The following is a 19238-nucleotide window of genomic DNA, read 5'->3' as shown; positions in this document are numbered from 1 at the left end:
AGGTTGGGTTGAGGAACAAGCCCCAGTAAGGAACGTTGGGTTTCGTTCCTCAACCCAACCTACAGATTCAGTAATTTTTGAGCGGGAAGAAAGTAAAATAACGACTGGTGAATTTTAAAAAGTTTGAAGGGCTAAAGCATGAACGGTAATCCTAAAGTTAGCATTCTCATTAACAACTACAACTATGCTCGTTTCCTGTCGGAGGCGATTGACAGCGCTCTTAATCAAAGTTATTCTCACACTGAAGTCATCGTAGTAGATGACGGTTCTACCGATAATTCACGGGAAATTATTGCCAGTTACGGAGATAAAATTACCCCAGTCCTAAAGGAAAATGGAGGGCAAGCTTCGGCTTTTAATGCTGGTTTTGCAGCGAGTAGTGGGGATATTATTTGCTTTTTAGACGCTGATGATATCTATGTGCCAGAAAAAGCGGCAGAAGTTGTAGAAGCATTTAGTGATCGCGCAGATTTAGAATGGTGTTTTCACTCGCTTAAGTGGGTGGATGCTGAGGGTAAACCTACCGTTAGTAAAAATGGTAATGAAGGTGGATATATTAGCAAGAATGGGTCTGAAAATACCAAACGCGAGTACGATCTGAGAGAATACATCAAAAAGGGAAAACTGAAGGATAAATTAGACAATCTCCCTTCTACAACAGGACTTTGCTTTAGGCGATCGCTTCTACAACAAATTTTACCAATGCCTGAAGCCAAGAGAATTGGCCTTAATGATGGTTATTTGGAATTTACGGCAATAGGACTGGGTAAAGGTCTGATTTTTGATAAAGAATTAGCTCTTTATAGAGTACACGGCTCCAACGCTTATTCGATGAGGAAGGATAAGCAAAAGGTGCAAGCGAGAATAATTGTTCTTACAGCCTATTGGATAAGAAAGAAATTCCCATCGTTTTCTAAATTTACCAATAATTTGTTAGCAACAGGTTTGGGTATGTATGGGCGTTCTGGAGGAGTTGAAGAGGAATGTCAGGAATTTGTCAAAAGTTATTTATCTTCGGTGACGCTACCAGAAAAAATGGAAATTTATATGAGGGCGCTTTACAATTATCTGAAAAATACTAAATTTTAAAAAATTAATAATAATAGATATAGCAGCATCCAGTAAGTCGCTCTCAGGACGAGAGTGCGATAAACGAAAAAATATTCGTTTAGGACTGCTGTATAACAAAAATTGAGAATTGAGCAATAGTCCTACCAAGCTCAATTAATAAGACAGGGAAAGCAAGATGAAACGATTTATAACAGTGCTAGTTTCTCTAACCGGGCTGGTTTTTTATGCAGTCCTGGCGGAGGTGCCAAGGGCGGCTAAAGCCCAGGATGACCCGTGTTTTATGGTGGCTCCGGGAGGCAGAACCGTCAACTTAGGTCATCTGTGCGGCGGCGACTCGACTAGCAAACGGGCGTTTCAAGCCCCAATCAAACGCCGACTAGGTGGTACACCCGTAATTGATGTGACATTTAATGGCGGGCAAACTTACGAGATGATTCTAGATACCGGGGCTAGCGGGACAATGATTACCCGCCGAATGGCGTCGGCATTGCGGGTAGTGCCAGTGACAACGGTTAAAGCTGATACTGCCAGTGCGGTAGGAGTAGAATTTCCTGTAGGATACGTGCAATCGATGTCTGTAGATGGTGCCGTTGCCAATAAAGTGCTAGTAGCGATCGCAGGTGCAGATCAAGACATTGGGCTTTTGGGGCATGACTTCTTTGGCAATTACGATGTCACCGTGAAACGGGATGTGGTGGTGTTTCAACTGCGCTGAGGTTGTTGGGGAAGAAAAAATACTCATCCTGTGGCGGAAGCGGCGCTAAATCCTAACTGCCAGCACGACACCGCGATCGCCCAATCTTCCTGAGTGTGAACAATTAGCACCCGGATTTTTGATTCAAAAGAGGCGATATCGCGATCGCGCGGGGATGCGGCATTTTCTTGGGGATCTAGTTGCAAACCCAGAAATTCAAAAGCTGCACAGGCTTGCTCTCTTACCGCCGCCGCATTTTCACCGACACCGCCAGTAAACACCAGTGCATCTAAGCCGCCTAAACTTGCAAGCATGGCACCGATGTGCTTGCGGAGTGAATGCACGTAAATATCAAACGCCAAAGTTGCGCGTGGGTTTTCTTGAGCGATCGCACTCAGGATATGGCGCATATCCCCGGATAAGCCGGAAATCCCCTTTAACCCAGAAAGCGAATTGAGCATTTTGTCAAGCTTTTCGGCATCCATCCCTGACTGACGCAATAAATGAATTAAAATCCCAGGATCGACAGAACCTGAACGACTGCCCATCATCAACCCTTCCAGGGGAGTAAACCCCATCGTGGTATCGATGCTATAACCGTTAAGAATTGCCGCCAGGGAACAACCATTTCCTAGATGACAGGTAATCAGGCGCAGAGAATCGAGGTTTCTCCCCAGAATTTGTGCAGTGCGTTGAGCGCAGTATTGATGGCTGATACCGTGGAAACCATACCGCCTGATACCTTGTTCTAACCACTCGTAAAGACCAGGATATACATAAGCTGCGGGCGGTAGTTGGCTGTGAAAAGCTGTGTCAAACACAGCAACTTGGGGAACGGAATTACCCAGAATTTGCTCTATGGCTTCAATTCCCTCAAGATTGACTGGGTTATGGATGGGGGCATATTCCGCAAGACGAGCGATCGCGTCTTTGACTTCGGCTGTAATCAAAGTGGGGAGGCGATATTCTTCTCCCCCATGCACCACCCGATGACCGACAATATCAATATCTGTAGGGTTATCTAGCACCTGAGTATCGCCACACCAGAGAGTTTCCAACATAGAAGCGATCGCTTTTAACCGATCATCTAGCGGTAACTTGTCCTCAAAAACTGCACCTCCTCCAGTTTTCACCTCAATTAAAGCCATCCCAGGCTGCTTCGTCCAGTCAATCTGCGCCTCCCACAAAGGAGTTAAGGGTTCCTGTGGCAAAGACTCCCCTAACTCATACAAGCAACTCTTCTGGCTGCTAGATCCCGCATTCAAAACTAATATCTTCATTTTTTCGTTCCCAGGCTCAGCCTGGGAATGCGTATTTGGAGGCTCAGCCTCCTGTATCTAAACAAGAGGCTGAGCTTGAAAGGCGTTCCCAAGCTCAGCCTGGGAACGTCTTAAACAGTTTCTCTTACCCCCTCAAGCGGGGAGGGATTGGGGTTCCTCTAATAAGGCCATTTCCAATCGCGAATTTCCGGCATATCCTCGCCGTGCGTAGTGATGTAATGCTTATGCTCAATCAACTTATCGCGCAGCATTTGTTTCACATAAGCCGCCGCATATCCCAGTTCTGGCACCCGATCGATGACATCCCCCGCCAGGTGGAAGCGATCCAAATCGTTGAGAACCACCATATCAAACGGCGTAGTCGTCGTGCCTTCTTCCTTGTAACCCCGGACGTGGAGGTTATTGTGATTTGTCCGGCGGTAGGTGAGACGATGGATCAGCCAAGGATAGCCGTGATAGGCAAAGATGACAGGCTTATCAGTGGTGAAGATGGTGTCAAAGTCTTTATCAGACAAACCGTGAGGATGCTCACTTTTTGGCTGAAGCGTCATCAAGTCAACCACATTCACCACCCGCACCTTCAGATCGGGGCAGTGCTGACGGAGAATGTCAACTGCTGCCAAAGTTTCTAAAGTGGGAACATCTCCAGCGCACGCCATCACTACATCTGGTTGGCTACCTTTATCATTACTCGCCCATTCCCAGATACCAATACCTACCGTACAGTGCTTGATTGCCGCATCCATATCAAGGTACTGCAAGGCGGGCTGTTTCCCGGCGACGATGACATTGACATAGTTGCGACTGCGTAAACAATGGTCTGTCACCGACAACAGGGTATTAGCATCGGGGGGTAGGTAAACCCGGATGATTTCTGCCTTCTTATTGACAACGTGATCGATAAAGCCGGGGTCTTGGTGGGAAAAACCATTATGATCCTGTCGCCAGACGTGGCTTGTTAGCAGGTAGTTGAGGGAAGCGATTGGTCGCCGCCAGGGAATGTGGCGAGTGGTTTTGAGCCACTTGGCGTGTTGATTGAACATCGAGTCGATGATGTGGATGAACGCCTCGTAGCAGGAGAATAACCCGTGGCGACCAGTTAGGAGATATCCTTCCAACCAGCCTTGGCACATATGTTCGCTTAAGACTTCCATCACGCGACCATCGGGGGAAACGTTGCCGTCGATGGGGAGAATTTCGGCGGTAGATACCCGGTCTGTGACTTCAAATACAGAACTGAGGCGGTTTGATGCCGTTTCGTCTGGCCCGAATAACCGAAAGTTCCGGCGTTCGCCGTTGAGTGTCATGATGTCGCGCAAGAACATTCCCATGATGCGGGTAGCTTCGCTGATAACGGTGCCGGGTTTGGGGACATCGACGGCGTAATTGCGGAAGTCTGGCATCTTCAGGTCTTTTAGTAACAAGCCACCGTTAGCGTGAGGGTTCGCACCCATGCGGCGATCGCCTAATGGTGCCAGTTCTTTAAGTTCGGGAATTAGCGTTCCGTTTTCATCGAAGAGTTCTTCGGGTTTGTAACTCTTCATCCAATCTTCGAGCATTTTCAGCTGCTCTGGCTTGTTCACCAAGTCTGATAATGGGACTTGATGCGATCGCCAGTAATTTTCTACGGGTTTACCATCTACTTCTTTTGGCCCCGTCCAGCCTTTGGGAGTCCGCATGACAATCATCGGCCATTGGGGGCGCTTGCTGAACCCATTGCTTCGGGCATCTTGTTGGATGTCTTTAATTTCTGCGATCGCACTCTCCAGGGTTTGCGCCATCAACTGGTGAACATCTTCAACAGGGTACGACCCCTCAACGAAATAAGGCTTGTAGCCGTAGCCAACGAACAGGTGTTCCAGTTCGTCATCACTCAGGCGCGCTAACACTGTTGGCCCAGCGATCTTATAGCCATTCAGGTGTAAAATCGGCAGCACAGCCCCATCATGGACTGGGTTGAGAAACTTGTTACTGTGCCAACTGGTAGCCAGGGCCCCAGTTTCTGCTTCCCCGTCACCAACAACGGCACAGACAATCAGATCCGGGTTGTCGAAGGCAGCACCGTAAGCGTGGACGAGTGCGTAACCGAGTTCTCCGCCTTCGTGAATTGATCCGGGAGTTTCGGGTGCAACGTGGCTAGGGATACCACCGGGGAAAGAGAACTGTTTGAACAGCGACTTCATGCCCTGAGCATCCTGGGATATGTTGGGGTAGAACTCGCTGTAAGTGCCTTCTAAGTATGTGTTGGCGACTAAACCGGGCCCGCCATGACCAGGCCCAGCAATGTAGATTACCTGAAGGTCATACTTTTTAATCAGGCGATTGAAATGGCCGTAGATGAAGTTCAGACCCGGAGTTGTCCCCCAGTGTCCAAGTAGCCTGGGTTTGACCTGTTCTATTGTCAGTGGTTCTTTGAGTAGCGGATTGTCTAATAAATAGATTTGTCCGACGGAAAGGTAGTTAGCAGCACGCCAGTAAGCGTTGATCTTGTGCAGTTCTTCGGCGGTCAGCAGACCTTTTTGGAGTGTGGGAGCGATCGCTTGAACCATAATGATTTTCTACCTTCTGGATCGTGGGAATTAGTTGGTAGGACTACGAAATGCAACTGACAGCTTCAAATTACTAAATGAAGTTGTCTTGTTACCATAATTATCTGTGCGACATCCAGCTCCGTGCCAATTTGTTAAGAATTGCTTTAACAAGTTGCAAAATTTTATTAGTTTTTTTTCAGAACTATTTCTCTTGATGGATGCAAATAAGGAATATAGCAATCCTAAATAATTCGTGACACCCTGTAGGGACACGGCACTGCTGTGTCCCTACACCAGGGCGAATACTCATTAACAATTTAAATAGAATTTCTATATTCAATTCAGAATAACTTGATAATATTGACGGATGAAGTTGTCAGCACCACAGGCAAGTCCTTAATCAGACTTCACTGTTGCGGACGCAAGTGGCAGGATGACGGTAAACGTCGTCCCTACTCCAGCTTCACTTTGTACGGAAATCTGGCCCCCATGTGCCTCTACGCACTTTTTAACAATCGCTAGACCAAGACCATTGCCAGGAATTGTGCTGACATTTCTAGCGCGATTAAAAGGTTGAAACAGTCTTTTTTGGTCTTCTAAAGGAATACCAATCCCCCGATCTTGAATCCGAAAAATGACTGTTTTCTCCTGACCAATCAGTTCAAACCAAACTGTCTCGTCTTCGGGCGAATACTTAATGGCGTTGGCGAGTAAATTTCCTAAAATATGCCTCAGCAAGTTTTCATCCCATAGCGCCTCGCCCAATTCTCCTTGACAGGTGAAAACAATAGTAAAATGCTTTTCACCTGTACTAAGTTGTAACTCTTCGACCAGTTGGCGGCAAAACGGTTCTAAAGCTAACTGAGTAGGTTGATACTGAAGTTTACCTAAATCGGCTTTACCGATTAATAAAACCTCGTTCAATAGCTGATCCATGTTTTTGATCGCCGAACGCATCCGCAAGAAGTGAGTAAGTTTTGTCTCCTTGGTTAGTTTGTCGTCATGGTTTTGGAGAAATCCAGTAGACAGGAGAATAGTAGTTAGTGGATTGCGGAAATCGTGAGAGAGCATCGAAACAAATTCAGATTTCATCTGGCTGACTTCTTTAGCTTTAACCAGTTCAGCCGTTCGTTCCTGAACCCTAATTTCTAACGCTTCATTCGCTTCTCGTAATGCTTCCATAACTTGCGATCGCTCAATCGCATAGCGTATGGAGCGAACCAGCAGGTCTACATTGAGCTGCCGCTTAACTATATAATCTTGCGCCCCCTGCCGAACCGCCTCAATTGCTAATTTCTCATCGTTCGTATTTGTTAGCACCACAATCGGTAAGCTAGGGGCGTGGCTGTTTAAGGGAGCCAGGGATTCTAATCCTTGACTATCTGGTAGGGTCAGATCCAACAAGATGATATCAAAACAATCTTCCTTGAGTCGGTTGAGGGCTTCCCCCAATCGCTTGACATGAACCAGACTAAACTGATTGCCGTTGGCTTGCTTCAGATACTCTTGCAAAAGTCTGGCTTCTGCCAGATTGTCCTCAATTAACAAGATTTTTATTGAGGTTGCAGGCATAGTCTTTTAGTTTTTCTCCCTCCGCTCCCCAATGTTTGATTTTTGAGTTTTGAGTTTTGAGCCAAAAGTGAGGAGTGAGAAGTTTTAAGTGTAAGTAAATTTTGAATTTAAAACCATTCCCTGAGCTAAGCCAAGGGGTCAAAATTCCTAACTTCTCACTTATAACTTCTAATTCCTAACTTCTCATTTTTAACTCACAACTCAAAATTTTATTCTGACGGTAGGGTGACGGTTTCTAGCCAAAACTCTTCAATCCCTTTGACAATTTTGAAAAGCTGGCTGAGATTGCGGGATTTAGTGATGTAGCAATTTACGTGCAACTCATAGCTTTGGGAAATGTCATCCTCGTTTTTTGAAGTTGTCAGCACTACCACCGGAATGCGTTTTAGGTTAGGGTCGGCTTTAATTTCCGCCAGAACCTCTCGACCATCCTTCTTCGGCAAGTTCAAATCCAAGAGAATCAGGTCTGGGCGAGGTGCATCAGCATACTCGCCTTCCTGACGTAAATAAGCCATAGCATCCATGCCATCCCTGACAATCATTACTTGATGCGGCACCGAGCTATTTTTCAACGCTTCTTGAATTAAGCGGATATCAGCTTTATTGTCCTCCACCAAAAAGATTGTTTTGAGCTTTTCGTCCGTTTCTACGCTCACGATCGCGTCCCCCTACTGGAATCGTAAAGTAGAACGTCGCACCCTGACCAAGCTGCGACTCTACCCAGATGTTGCCTCGGTGGCACTCTACAATCTTCTTACAAATAGCCAGACCCATGCCTGTACCAGCATACTCATCCCGCGTGTGCAGGCGTTGAAAGATGACGAAAATGCGATCGCTAAACTGCGGATCGATGCCAATGCCGTTATCCCGCACTGAAAATAGCCACGCATCCTCTTGGCGAGAAACTCCTACATGAATTTCTGGCTGCTGGTTACTCCGGAACTTGATAGCGTTGCCAATCAGGTTCTGGAACAACTGCATCAGCTGCGTACTATCAGCCATGACGCTTGGCAAAGGATCGTGGGTAATAACAGCTTTGCTTTCCGCGATCCGTCCCCGCAAATTGCCTAAGGCTCTTTCTAAAGGTGTCTCTACCTCCGTCAGTTCAAACTCGATACCCTGCACATCCACCCGCGAGTATGCCAGCACATCATCTATCAGCGTCTGCATCAGGCTGACTCCCTCGACAGCAAAGGTAATAAACTCTTTGGCATCTTGGTCAAGTTGCTCTTCATAGCGCATTTCTAACAGCTGCACATAGTTCGCTACTTGATTTAGCGGTTCTTGCAAGTCATGGGAGGCGACGTAGGCAAACTTTTTTAGTTCAGCGTTGGAACGTTCTAGATCGTGAGCTAACTGAGCGAGTTCATCGGCTTGACGCAGGACAATGTTAATAATTGCCTTTCTCAGTTCAAGCGCTGCTTTAATTTCCACCTGTTTCCAGGGTAAAGATGTTAAACGAACCGTTTCTTTCCACAATTCAAATGATTTCCGAGGGGACAGATGTACGCTTCCCTCTGAGTGAGTTGCTTCAAACGCCTTACTAGGATCGCCTCCCCAATTGACAGTTTGAATTACTTCTGGTCGAAACCACAAAACATAGTTTTTCTTAGAAATTGGAATCGCTAGTAAACCACTGGCGACGTTTTTGAATTTTTCTGCGTCAGGGTAAACGTGAGCCAGGGAATCTGTGTAGAAGACTTCTTCCTTGACATTATTTTTAAGCCATTGAACTAAAAAATTCAAGTCTTCTTCATTAGGAGTCTCTCCGACAGTTGTGCAATTCCCACCAAAACACACGGCTGCTCCTTGAGCGCTGGCAAGATCGAGGAGATTCGGCTGGTGTTTAAGTAACCCATCGATAAAATTTTCTTCTTGGGACATATATTCAATCAAAGCTGATTGGATATATGTCAACTTCATGCGATAGTCGTAGTCTTCTGTTTCTTCTCTAACTGAAACTTCCGAAAAGATTACTCTTCCTAAGAATTCACAAGCTTTTCGCAACTCATAGGAAACATACTTTGGTGACTGATGATGACAAGCAATAAGTCCCCAAAGTTTTTGGTCTTTAATCAAAGAAATAGTCAGACTTGCACCAACACCCATGTTGTGCAAATACTGTATATGACAGGGAGAGGCGCTTCTAAGAATGGAGTTCGTTAAATCTAGCGATCGCTGATTTATCGGATTATTCACAGGGAAAATTTGAACAGGCTGAGAATTGGCATCTGGTATTAATCTGATCCAATTGGAAGCGAATAATCTTCTCGCTGGTTTAGGAATATCTGACTCTGGGTAGTGAAGACCTAGATAAGGTTCCATACTTTCCAGTTTTTCTTCAGCAATAACAGAGCCATGCCCATCATCATCAAATTTATATAGCATCACTCTGTCAAATCCAGTGACTTTTCTCACCTCTTTGACAATGATTTTACAAAAGTCCCGGAGACTTGATGTTTCTTCTAGCTGATTGATAGAAGCTCTAGCTAGATGATAAAAGCTTAAAAATGGAATATTTTCTTGGGAAACTGCTGGCTCCAGTTCCAGAATCAAAAATTTGTCTGAATTACGGTGAAAAACTGCATCAAATACTAAGAAATCATCACCTTTTTTTCTGATCCAAACCTTTGTAGGGTTGATGTAATCAAGAGTTTCCTCTGCTAGTCCGGCTTTAATTCTTTCTACTTGAAATGGATCGATAACTTCATCCAGTTGTTTCCCAAGTATATTTTCGGGAGAAATTCCAAAAACACTGGATGTATTACTGCTAACTTGTAATATTTTTAGGCCAGGTTCTTCCAAAACGAAGATTAACCCGTGAGGCTGAATTTGACCACAATTATGGATTGATTTTTGTTCCAAACTAGCCAAATTAACATCTTGTATTTGTAAATCTATTTCCGCCATGATTCTCCTTTATTATCCGGCGTAACAAAAACTAGAACACTGATAGGATATGAAATCCTATCGGGGTTACAATACCTAAATGTAACTTCCGTACCAGTTAAAAATTTACTTGGTTGATGCCGCAGAGGGACAGGGGCTGAAAAATTTTGTTCTTGACTCTAATTAGCCGTCTTTCGCAGTTTTTTCCTGACCTGCTTGCGTTCATCAGCATAGCACAGGTATCTAACTACCATTCCTATAGTAAATGTTAAAAATTGTGCGGCAATAAGACAATTTTTTACTCTTTTTATATTTCCTAGACAGACGACGGAATAACGATTCCTAGGCTGAACTATGCAGTTGTAAGACACGCAACTTTAGTTGCGTGTCTTACAATGTAACAATTTATTCGTAATCTGTAACTCTTGAAAATATCCTCTTGATGTTTTGAAATCTTTAGCCGTACGACCGGAATGTGTTTTATCATCTTTCTGCCGCCGCTTCCGGGGGTAGCGGCGGCGGGGAGAGTTTCTGGAAAACAATATGTTTGAGTACAAATCTCGTTCTGCCAAAATTGGCTAAACAACAATACGGTTCAGTTAGAGTTAAAAATTTAGAAGATGCGATTTGTTAGTTCAGGTTCCTCAAACGCCACGCCCGCGAATAACCGTGGCTCCCATTCCCTACAGTTACTTTGAACAAAAGCAAACTTTTGGTTTTATATTAAATAAAAAGATATTCTAATTATAGATTACAAACTTTCGTAAATACTCCTATATATTTCTATAAGGAACTCCACAGTAAATTTACTCCTCCAACAACATTAGCCGCATTGGATCTAACCGGACGTACCAGGGGAAAGATTGGTCTTTGAGAACCGCCCATTTTTCTTTAAAAACTTCTGCTTGCAGATGGTAATCGTGGGAAGTGGTGGGGGAAGAGTTGAGCTTGAGATATAGAGTCATTCGGTGTGGACTTTCACTGGTTCTCACCAACCAACAGTGGAAAGTATTCTCTTGATTCGGGTCTTTAGTAAAGGTTACTTGATGGGCGCGAATTCCGACGTAGGAGAGCAAATCTGAGATAGGTTCGATAACTCGGAGAGTGCAACCCCAATCTATTGCTTCTACTTCTTGGGATGCACTAATTCGGGCGCGAGAAAAGTTTTTGCAACCTGTTAATTTGGCAACGCTTACAACCTTTGGGCGCTCAAAAATATTTTGCTTTGAACTGTAAGCGATCGCGTTACCTTTTTCCAGCACCAGCAAATCTTGACAAACCCGATAAGCTTCTTCCAAATTGTGCGTCACAAATAAAGTAACGCCCTGATAATTCCCCAAGCTGGTGATTAATTGCTGTTCTATCTGGCTTCGCAAGTGGGTATCGAGTGCGGAAAAAGGTTCGTCCAATAGCAGCGCTTCAGGTTGACTTGCCAAAGCCCTTGCTAAAGCAACTCGCTGCTGTTGACCGCCAGAAAGTTCGCGGGGATATCGGTGAGAATATCCCTGCAACTGCACCGCTGCAAGTTGGGCTTCCACCTGCTGTTTAATTTTGGCAACTGATATCTTTTTTGGTAAGCCGAAAACAATATTTTCAGCAACAGTTAGGTGAGGGAATAAGGCGTAATTTTGGACTAAATAACCGATACAGCGATCGCGACTTGGAATATTTATTCCTCGTTCTGAGTCAAACAGCACTCGCCCATTTAAAACAATCCGTCCTTGGGTAGGTGTTTCGATTCCAGCAATACAGCGCAATATCATACTTTTACCAGCGCCAGAAGCGCCCAGCAATCCCAAAGGCTGTTCATCGCTGCTGAAGGAAACTTTTAAGGTAAAATCAGAAAGTTGCTTTTGAATATCTACAAAAAGTCCAGAATTGGGAATTGGGAATTGGAAATTGGAAATTGGGGATTGGGATAAGTCTTTTTTTTGCCTTTTTCGGTCATCTTGCCAGAAATTGACAGATGCGATCGCTAATAAAGAAATACTCATAATCGCCACCGCCCAAAACCAAGCTTCACTCATTTCCCCCGCTTCCACCGCAAAATAAATCGCCATTGGAATCGTTTGCGTTTGTCCCGGAATATTGCCAGCTAACATCAAAGTAGCGCCAAATTCTCCCAAAGCACGGGCAAAAGCCAGCGTTGTTCCCGCGATAATTCCTTTACTAGCTAAAGGTAAACTAATTCTCAAAAAAATTGACCATTCAGAAGCGCCAAGAGTTCTAGCTACTGCTAATAAATTCGCGTCAATTTGTGCAAATGCTCCCAATGCTGTTTTGTACATTAATGGGAAAGCAACTACTGTAGCAGTTATTACAGCGGCGTACCAAGTGAATACAATGCTAAAATTTAGAGGCAGTAGCATTCCCACAAAACCATTTTTTCCGAACAACAGTAGTAATAAAAAGCCTACGACTGTTGGCGGCAAAATCAAGGGTAAAATAAAGATTGCCTCAATTAGCGATTTCCATTTTCCTCGATATCCTAGCATCCAGTAAGCAGCTAAAATGCCAAGAAAGAAGGTAATAACGGTGGCGATTGAAGCAATTTTAAGAGAAATCCATAGAGGAGATATATCAAATGGCATTGGCAAGTTTTTTAATGCAAAAGTAAGCCAAGCTATTATACTTAATTTACACTCCTTCTCCCGTTGCCAGGCTCCATAAAAAGAGATTAAAATCAAAAATATTGGGCTATAGCAATCCTACCTTATTTAGAAAATTTTCCCTTTCCTCCTCCTCTGCGCCTCAGCGGTTCGTTTTTCACAATTCTGCCGAGGATTGCTATATCCCAAATCCATATTTTTGAAATAGCGTTCTAGCTTGATTACTAAATAAAAATTGGATATACTCTTTAGCCGCAGGTATATTTTTGCTATTTTTAAGCACTGCTACTGGATAAACAATCGGGGAATGTAAGTTTTCTGCTGCTGTTGCTATCTGTTTTACCTGCTGTGATGTTCGCGCGTCTGTAGCGTAAACAAGACCTGCATCGACGTTGCCACTTTCTACCGCTGCTAAAACTTGGCGAACGTTGTTTCCTAGCACAAACTTTGGTTTAATTTGCTGCAAAATACCTAAATTTATGAAGACTTCTTCAGCGTATTGTCCTGCTGGTACGCTTCGTGGTTCTCCAACAGCAATCCTTTTCACTTTAGCGTTTGTCAGTTGGCGGAAACTTCTAACTTCTGAAGAATTTTTTGGCACTATCAAAACTAGGCGATTAGTTAGCAGGCTGCGGCGAGTATCGGGGAGAATAAGTCCCTTTTCTTGTAAGGCATCAATTTGCTTTTTACCAGCAGAAATAAATACATCCGCTGGCGCACCATTTTCAATTTGTTGTTGCAAGGCACCGGAAGCGCCAAAGTTGTAAGTAAGGTTTATATTTTGTTTATTTTGTGGGTAAAGAAGCTGAATTTCTTGGAGTGATTCTCTTAAACTAGCGGCGGCAGAAACGAGCAATTTATTATTTTTATGTGCTACAAGAGGAGTGTTAATATTTGCTCGGATGGTTAAGATGATTAATGTGGCAAGGAGTAAGGAGAAAAATATAATAATGCGTCTTTTTGTCATAGATTATCTGAGTTATTAAAATTAATTTATTTTGAAATATTGCTAAATCTGTCGCAGATGTCTCATCTGGGATACATAGGATGAAAGATTTTAGAACTTGTTTTGAACTGCTATAGCGTTTCTCAGTTGGGTGGAATCTATCGCGGTTTTGACGTTCGGGCTACGTTGGTAGGGACATGGCATTGCCATGTCCCTACAGATTTATCGCACGATAGCCTAATTTCTTAGCAATCTTAGACCACTTAGCGTCACGAGTACAGTAGATCCTTCATGGCCAATCACGCCTAGAGGTAGAGTGATATTAGCAGTAAAGTTAGCGATTAACAGCAATACAATGGCACTGAGTGCAAAAACGATGTTTTGTTTGACAATTTTATCCGCACGACGACCTAAATTAATTGCCTGAGACAATTTTTCTAAACGGTCTGCCATTAAAACAATATCAGCTGTTTCTAAAGCTACATCGCTGCCAGCTGCTCCCATTGCAATTCCCACTGATGCTGTAGCAAGTGCGGGTGCATCGTTAATCCCATCTCCCACCATCGCCACGGTTTGATATTGCTGTTGCAGACGGTGAATTACGGATACTTTATCTTCGGGGAGAAGTTCAGCATAAACTTGCTCTATTCCTAACTGTTGGGCAACGCTTTTGGCGGTGCGTTCGTTATCACCAGTCAGCATGATAATCTGTTCTATGCCTAGCTGTTTTAAGCGTTTTACTGTTGTAGCAGCAGCGGGACGTAGGGTGTCAGCAATAGCAATGATTCCCAGAATTTGATTGTCAGCAGCTACCCAAACAACGGTTTTGCCTTCCGATTCTAAGCGATCGCATTCTTTAATCAAATCTTCGGCAAAGTCAGAATTTTCCGATTTCACAAAAGCAGCTTTACCTAGTTTTACCTGCTTTGTGTCCACTTCACCGATAATCCCAAAACCTGTTTGCGATCGCACGTTAGTAGCAGTTGGAACACTCAGATGATGATCTTGGGCGGTTTGGGCGATCGCATTTCCGATAGGATGTTCTGAAAATGCTTCTATCGCACCTGCTATTTGCAATACGCTACTTTCTGATTGTCCGGAAGCTGGGATAATTTCGACAACTTGCGGTTTACCTGTGGTGAGAGTGCCAGTTTTGTCAAAAGCGATCGCTCTGACTTTTCCCATTATCTCCAACTGGGTGCCACTTTTAAATAAAATACCTTGTCGCGCCCCGTTTGCCACTCCTGATAGCAATGTCGGCATAATCGCCGCCATCAATGCACAGGGAGAAGCTACCACCAGAAAAATCAACGCCCGATAAATTGTAGTTTCCCAATCCCAATTCAATAATACTCGCGGCAAAATTGCTAAAACTATCCCCACCAACACAATTACTTTCGCATATCCACGCTCAAAGCGTTCAATGAATAGCTGCGACGGAGGTGCTTCAGTTTGGGCTTGCTGTACTAAACGAATCACTCGTTGAATTAAACTACTTTCTGGGGGTTGATGCACTTTCAGGGTAATAGCGCCAGTCCCGTTAATTGTCCCGGCGAAGACTTCATCGCCAATAGCTTTCTCTACTGGTAATGACTCGCCTGTGATTGATGCTTCGTTGAGGTTACTTTCACCTTCGATGATGATGCTATCAGTGGGAATCAATTCTCCGGGTTTGACTAAGACGCGATCGCCCACTTTTAATTTATCTATGGAAACCTCATGTTCCTGACCGTTTAACATCACTCTGGCAGTATCCGGTGTCAAACTCATCAAACTGCGGATTGCCCGATTAGTTCTCTGCATAGCGTAGCCTTCCAGTGCGCCGCTGATGGCAAAAATCAAAATCAGCACCGCACCATCAACAAGCAGGTGATACTCCTGTCGCCAAAATCCCAGCCCCGCCGCCCCTAGCGCCGCCACAATCATTAGTAAATCGACATCGAGTTCTTTTTCTTCAAAAAGAGTCGTTAGTCCCTCCTTCGCGCTTTCGTAGCCGCCAATTACATAGGCTGCTGGCAGTAGAAATAAACTAAGTCCAACCCAGCTAAATTGCAGGCAAAGCCAACCCAGGAAGACGAGTAGACCGCACAAAGTAGCCGCTATAGCATCTGGATGTTCTTTGAGGAGTTGGTTGAAGTTTGGAGTGGTAAGGGAAGAAGTCATTGGGGTGCTAGAAATCGCCTTTCTAGACAACGGTAAACGTTGACACTAATGTAAATGTCAACTTATACGGGTGGGCATTGAGAAGGTAAAAGAAAAAAGCGCCCCAAAGAAAGGGACTAGCATGGCGATAATAAATACAGCAGGCGACGGCATTACCCGGATATTGAGACAAAATAAACAAAAAGAACAAAATAATGCTTTTATTTTCCCTTTTTGCTCTTATCCTTGGTATTGCCCACCCTACTTAGACTAAAGGCATGACAAGTAACCCCCTGACGATTAAAAATCTCATCAAGGCGGTAGGAGGTGGTCTTACTCCCAGGATGGTGAGGCATTATCACACTTTGGGGTTGTTGCCACCTGCTAAGCGATCGCATGGGAATTACCGACTCTACACCGATCACGATGTACAACACTTGCGGCGGATCGTGGCGTTGAAGCAACAAGGATTTCAGCTGTCCCACATCCAAAAGTTGTTGGCAACCGACAGCATGACGACGACAAATGACTCGCTGATGACTCAACTGCAACAGCAGTATCGGTCTGTGATGCAATATCTGGGAAGGTTGCGGCAAACAGCATCGGCGTTGGAAGGATTGTTAGGACGCGATCGCGAATGTCTTAATATCCAATTAGAAGCAATCGACCAACTGCGACAACTGGAAGTAGAAACGATCACCGGATTCGCGCAACTAGAAAAACTTTGGGACGGTTTGGATGCTGCGACACACACCCATCCAGAAGAATTTCAAGAATCGTTAGAACACCTGTTACCGGATTTGAGCGATCGCTCAGAAATTGAAGTAGATTTACTTAAGAAACTGGTGTTAGCCTGTGGCGATGTCAGTTTAGTGGATGTTGTGCGACTGAGTGAGAATGCGATCGCAGCTGTTCGTGATGCCATAAAAGCTGGTTGCCAAATCGTCGCGGATGTAAAACCAGTTTTTGCCAGCCTCGACCAAACCAGATTAGCGCATCTGGGCTGTGAGGTTGTCACCTTAATTGATGACCCCCACATTACCAGTGTCACCGAAGCAGAACACGAATTTTGGCAACATCGCCAATGGCGGGAACGATTGCAGCAGCTAAATTCTAACTGTGTTCTAGTAGTAGGTTATGCCCCATCAGTATTGATGGCAGCTTGCGAAGCAATTGAAAACGGTAAGCTGCAACCTGCCTTAATTATCGGGATGCCAATTGGCTTTAGTCACGCCCCATCTGCCAAACGCCGCTTAATGCGTTCCGGCATTCCTTTCATAACCAGCCTTGGTACTTTAGGTGGGGGGCTACTAGCAGCGATCGCCCTGAATGCCTTAGCCGAGTCCCTGATCGAGAAGCCAAACTGCCACTGTTATCTGGGCTGATGAACGAGGCTGGAGACTCTTAAGTTGTAGGTTGCGACTGAGGATGGGAAACCCAACACAAAAGAAGCATTTGTTGGGTTTCGTTCCTAGGCAGGGTTTAGATTTTTAGCGTTAACTGAACTTGGGACTCTTAAAACTCCACTAAAGTTGGGGATATGGGTAAAGCACTAGGAGTAAAGACAATGAAGATATCTAGCATCCCCTAATCAACTTTATTGGATCTCCAGATGGCATCTTCCCCTCGTCAAGATCGTGAAACCTCTCAACCGTTGCACTCATTTAAGCAACAGAACTCCCCTGCTGGGCATCAGAAAAACAGAAGTTGGCTTCAAAAGATGCGATCGCCCAAAGGGACGGCCCCTGTGGGGGGTTCGCGTTTTTTCTTTTCCCTATGCTTGGGAATACTCTCCACAGCTTTGAGTGCAATTCCTGCTTTCAGTGCCGAGAGAATTGCCTTCTTTTACCCACCCTTTGGCGAGTTCTATATTTCCATTAAAGACCTGGAAATCTTTGCCAAAGAAGGCAAAATCACCCCAGAATTTGCCTTTTATGCCAATCGTGTCAAACCAGAACAACTCGCTGTACTGCGAGAGTTACTGCAAAGACGCCTGGATGTAGGCCCTATTACTATCTCTCAATTTACCTACACGCCGATTGGAAAACAAATATTGAGACGTTTGGGGCAAGTGTTAAAAGCTGATTTCAACCAAAATGGTTTTTATGCCCTACGATCCGCCTTCGTTCAGGCTGCTGCTGACCCAGAAGGCTTAACCCTCGTAAATATACTGCATCAGTTCCCCCTGCGTACCATCCGCCTAGACCTGCAACTAAGTCTCCGGGCAATTAGAGAGGTGTCTTATTTATTCGGAAGGCGGGATTTAATCGTCAACAGCATTCAACAGCAGGCGGCCGATGAAGTAGCAACAACGACTTTAAAATTTTTAGCACAGCCAGATTTACGGGTTTCAGGACAATTTAGGTGGCGAAAAGAAACTATCACCTTTAACAACCCAAACCGGGAACTTTCCGTTCCTGCCGATATTTACTTGCCCCAAGGACTCCAGACTGCCCCTGTAATTGTCATCTCTCACGGTGTTGCCTCAGACCGCAATACCTTTGCTTATCTAGCTGAACATTTAGCATCTTGGGGCTTTGCAGTGGCACTGGTGGAGCATCCTGATACCAGTGCCGAAAAGTTTCAGCGATTCTTGACTGGTTTCGATACACCCCCGCAACCCACCACATTTATCAATCGCCCTTTGGATGTCAAATATTTACTTGATGAACTCCAGCAAAAATCTGAGTCTGACCCAGCTTGGAAAGGAAAGCTGAATGTGCAACAGGTAGGAGTAATTGGTCAATCGCTTGGCGGTTATACGGTTCTAGCTCTTGGGGGTGCTGCGCTCAACTTTGAAAAGCTGCGTCAGGTGTGCAATCAATCTGAACTGAACAATACATCTTTTAATTTGTCACTGCTGCTACAGTGTCGAAGCACCGATTTACCGCCCCAAAACTATAATTTGCAAGATGAACGGGTGAAAGCGGTGCTGGCAGTAAATCCCCTGAGTAGCACTATCTTTGGACAGGAGGGATTAAGTAAAATTCAAGTTCCCGTCATGCTGGTTGCAGGTGTTGAGGATTTGTTTACGCCACCAGTACCGGAGCAGATTTTCCCCTTTACCTGGCTAACAACGCGCCAGAAATACTTGGTTATGGCCCAAAACGCCACTCACTTCTCTTATCTTGGCGGAAAAAAAGGGGTGTTGCCTGTCCCACCAGAATTGATTGGTTCAGATCCTGGCTTAGCTCGTCCCCAACTCAGGGCGCTCTCAACGGCTTTTTTTAAAACTCACCTGAGTAATCAGCCAGAATACCGTCCCTACCTGAGTCAGCCTTATGTCAATGCTATCAGCCAAAATCCATTTAACCTGACTCTGATCAAGTCTCTGACAGCAGCTCAGTTGGAACAAGCGATCGCTGGCTTCCGCTAGTTGTACCTAGAAACCCAACAAAGGCTTAATATGGTTAAGTTTCTAAGGCAGACCTAACCCCCTAACCCCCTTCCCTACAAGCTACCGTGTATACACAAATGGTTTTGGTTAGCAATTACAGCTTTCGA

12 protein-coding genes are annotated in these 19238 nt (G+C 44.8%); 4 read left to right on the top strand and 8 right to left on the bottom strand.

The window, feature by feature from the left end; all coding sequences use genetic code 11:
* Positions 1-138: 138 nt before the first annotated feature.
* Positions 139-1089, top strand: coding sequence for a glycosyltransferase (locus H6F66_RS02300; protein WP_190417822.1), 951 nt, complete (start codon positions 139-141; stop codon positions 1087-1089).
* 157 nt (positions 1090-1246) lie between these two features.
* Positions 1247-1786 (top strand): retropepsin-like aspartic protease, encoded by a 540-nt coding sequence (locus H6F66_RS02295; protein ID WP_190417821.1) that lies wholly within the window; start codon positions 1247-1249, stop codon positions 1784-1786.
* Between the two features lie 23 nt (positions 1787-1809).
* Here H6F66_RS02295 and H6F66_RS02290 read toward each other — a convergent pair whose 3' ends face one another.
* The 8 genes from H6F66_RS02290 to H6F66_RS02255 form a co-directional block, all read right to left on the bottom strand.
* The gene (locus H6F66_RS02290) at positions 1810-3045 is read right to left on the bottom strand and encodes an acetate kinase (protein ID WP_190417820.1); all 1236 of its coding nucleotides are present in this window, start codon (positions 3043-3045) and stop codon (positions 1810-1812) included.
* Between the two features lie 158 nt (positions 3046-3203).
* On the bottom strand, positions 3204-5594 hold the full coding sequence (locus H6F66_RS02285) for a phosphoketolase family protein (protein WP_190417818.1): 2391 nt from the start codon (positions 5592-5594) through the stop codon (positions 3204-3206).
* Between the two features lie 378 nt (positions 5595-5972).
* Positions 5973-7148 (bottom strand): hybrid sensor histidine kinase/response regulator, encoded by a 1176-nt coding sequence (locus tag H6F66_RS02280; protein ID WP_190417817.1) that lies wholly within the window; start codon positions 7146-7148, stop codon positions 5973-5975.
* 209 nt (positions 7149-7357) lie between these two features.
* Positions 7358-7804 (bottom strand): response regulator, encoded by a 447-nt coding sequence (locus tag H6F66_RS02275; RefSeq protein WP_190417814.1) that lies wholly within the window; start codon positions 7802-7804, stop codon positions 7358-7360.
* On the bottom strand, positions 7749-10058 hold the full coding sequence (locus tag H6F66_RS02270) for an ATP-binding protein (protein WP_190417812.1): 2310 nt from the start codon (positions 10056-10058) through the stop codon (positions 7749-7751). The genes H6F66_RS02275 and H6F66_RS02270 overlap by 56 nt, the downstream gene beginning before the upstream one ends.
* Before the next feature lie 785 nt (positions 10059-10843).
* On the bottom strand, positions 10844-12628 hold the full coding sequence (gene modB / locus H6F66_RS02265) for a molybdate ABC transporter permease subunit (protein ID WP_190417811.1): 1785 nt from the start codon (positions 12626-12628) through the stop codon (positions 10844-10846).
* A 196-nt stretch (positions 12629-12824) separates the two neighbouring features.
* Positions 12825-13613, bottom strand: coding sequence for a molybdate ABC transporter substrate-binding protein (gene modA, locus H6F66_RS02260; RefSeq protein ID WP_190417809.1), 789 nt, complete (start codon positions 13611-13613; stop codon positions 12825-12827).
* A gap of 216 nt (positions 13614-13829) precedes the next feature.
* Entirely contained in the window at positions 13830-15755 is a 1926-nt protein-coding gene (locus tag H6F66_RS02255; protein ID WP_190417807.1) for a heavy metal translocating P-type ATPase, read from the bottom strand.
* 257 nt (positions 15756-16012) lie between these two features.
* On the opposite strand from H6F66_RS02255, the gene H6F66_RS02250 reads away from it, so the two are divergent.
* Together H6F66_RS02250 and H6F66_RS02245 are read left to right on the top strand one after the other, a co-directional pair.
* Complete coding sequence (locus tag H6F66_RS02250; RefSeq protein WP_190417805.1) at positions 16013-17119, top strand: precorrin-8X methylmutase; 1107 nt, start codon at positions 16013-16015, stop codon at positions 17117-17119.
* A 227-nt stretch (positions 17120-17346) separates the two neighbouring features.
* Complete coding sequence (locus H6F66_RS02245) at positions 17347-19110, top strand: alpha/beta hydrolase (protein ID WP_199295304.1); 1764 nt, start codon at positions 17347-17349, stop codon at positions 19108-19110.
* Positions 19111-19238 lie beyond the last annotated feature (128 nt).

Source organism: Trichocoleus sp. FACHB-6 (assembly GCF_014695815.1).
In the GTDB taxonomy this organism is placed as follows: Bacteria; Cyanobacteriota; Cyanobacteriia; order Cyanobacteriales; family FACHB-T130; genus Funiculus; species Funiculus sociatus.
The sequence above is the reverse complement of the archived record's forward strand: the minus strand, read 5'-3'. Positions and strand labels throughout refer to the sequence as shown.

What these genes read in the sequence shown, in the direction of transcription:
- modB (WP_190417811.1), bottom strand. Translation starts at nt 12,628, where the DNA reads ATGCCATTTGATATATCTCCTCTATGGATTTCTCTTAAAATTGCTTCA.
- H6F66_RS02295 (WP_190417821.1), top strand. Translation starts at nt 1,247, where the DNA reads ATGAAACGATTTATAACAGTGCTAGTTTCTCTAACCGGGCTGGTTTTT.
- H6F66_RS02250 (WP_190417805.1), top strand. Translation starts at nt 16,013, where the DNA reads ATGACAAGTAACCCCCTGACGATTAAAAATCTCATCAAGGCGGTAGGA.
- H6F66_RS02255 (WP_190417807.1), bottom strand. Translation starts at nt 15,755, where the DNA reads ATGACTTCTTCCCTTACCACTCCAAACTTCAACCAACTCCTCAAAGAA.
- H6F66_RS02270 (WP_190417812.1), bottom strand. Translation starts at nt 10,058, where the DNA reads ATGGCGGAAATAGATTTACAAATACAAGATGTTAATTTGGCTAGTTTG.
- H6F66_RS02290 (WP_190417820.1), bottom strand. Translation starts at nt 3,045, where the DNA reads ATGAAGATATTAGTTTTGAATGCGGGATCTAGCAGCCAGAAGAGTTGC.
- H6F66_RS02280 (WP_190417817.1), bottom strand. Translation starts at nt 7,148, where the DNA reads ATGCCTGCAACCTCAATAAAAATCTTGTTAATTGAGGACAATCTGGCA.
- H6F66_RS02245 (WP_199295304.1), top strand. Translation starts at nt 17,347, where the DNA reads ATGGCATCTTCCCCTCGTCAAGATCGTGAAACCTCTCAACCGTTGCAC.
- H6F66_RS02285 (WP_190417818.1), bottom strand. Translation starts at nt 5,594, where the DNA reads ATGGTTCAAGCGATCGCTCCCACACTCCAAAAAGGTCTGCTGACCGCC.
- H6F66_RS02300 (WP_190417822.1), top strand. Translation starts at nt 139, where the DNA reads ATGAACGGTAATCCTAAAGTTAGCATTCTCATTAACAACTACAACTAT.
- modA (WP_190417809.1), bottom strand. Translation starts at nt 13,613, where the DNA reads ATGACAAAAAGACGCATTATTATATTTTTCTCCTTACTCCTTGCCACA.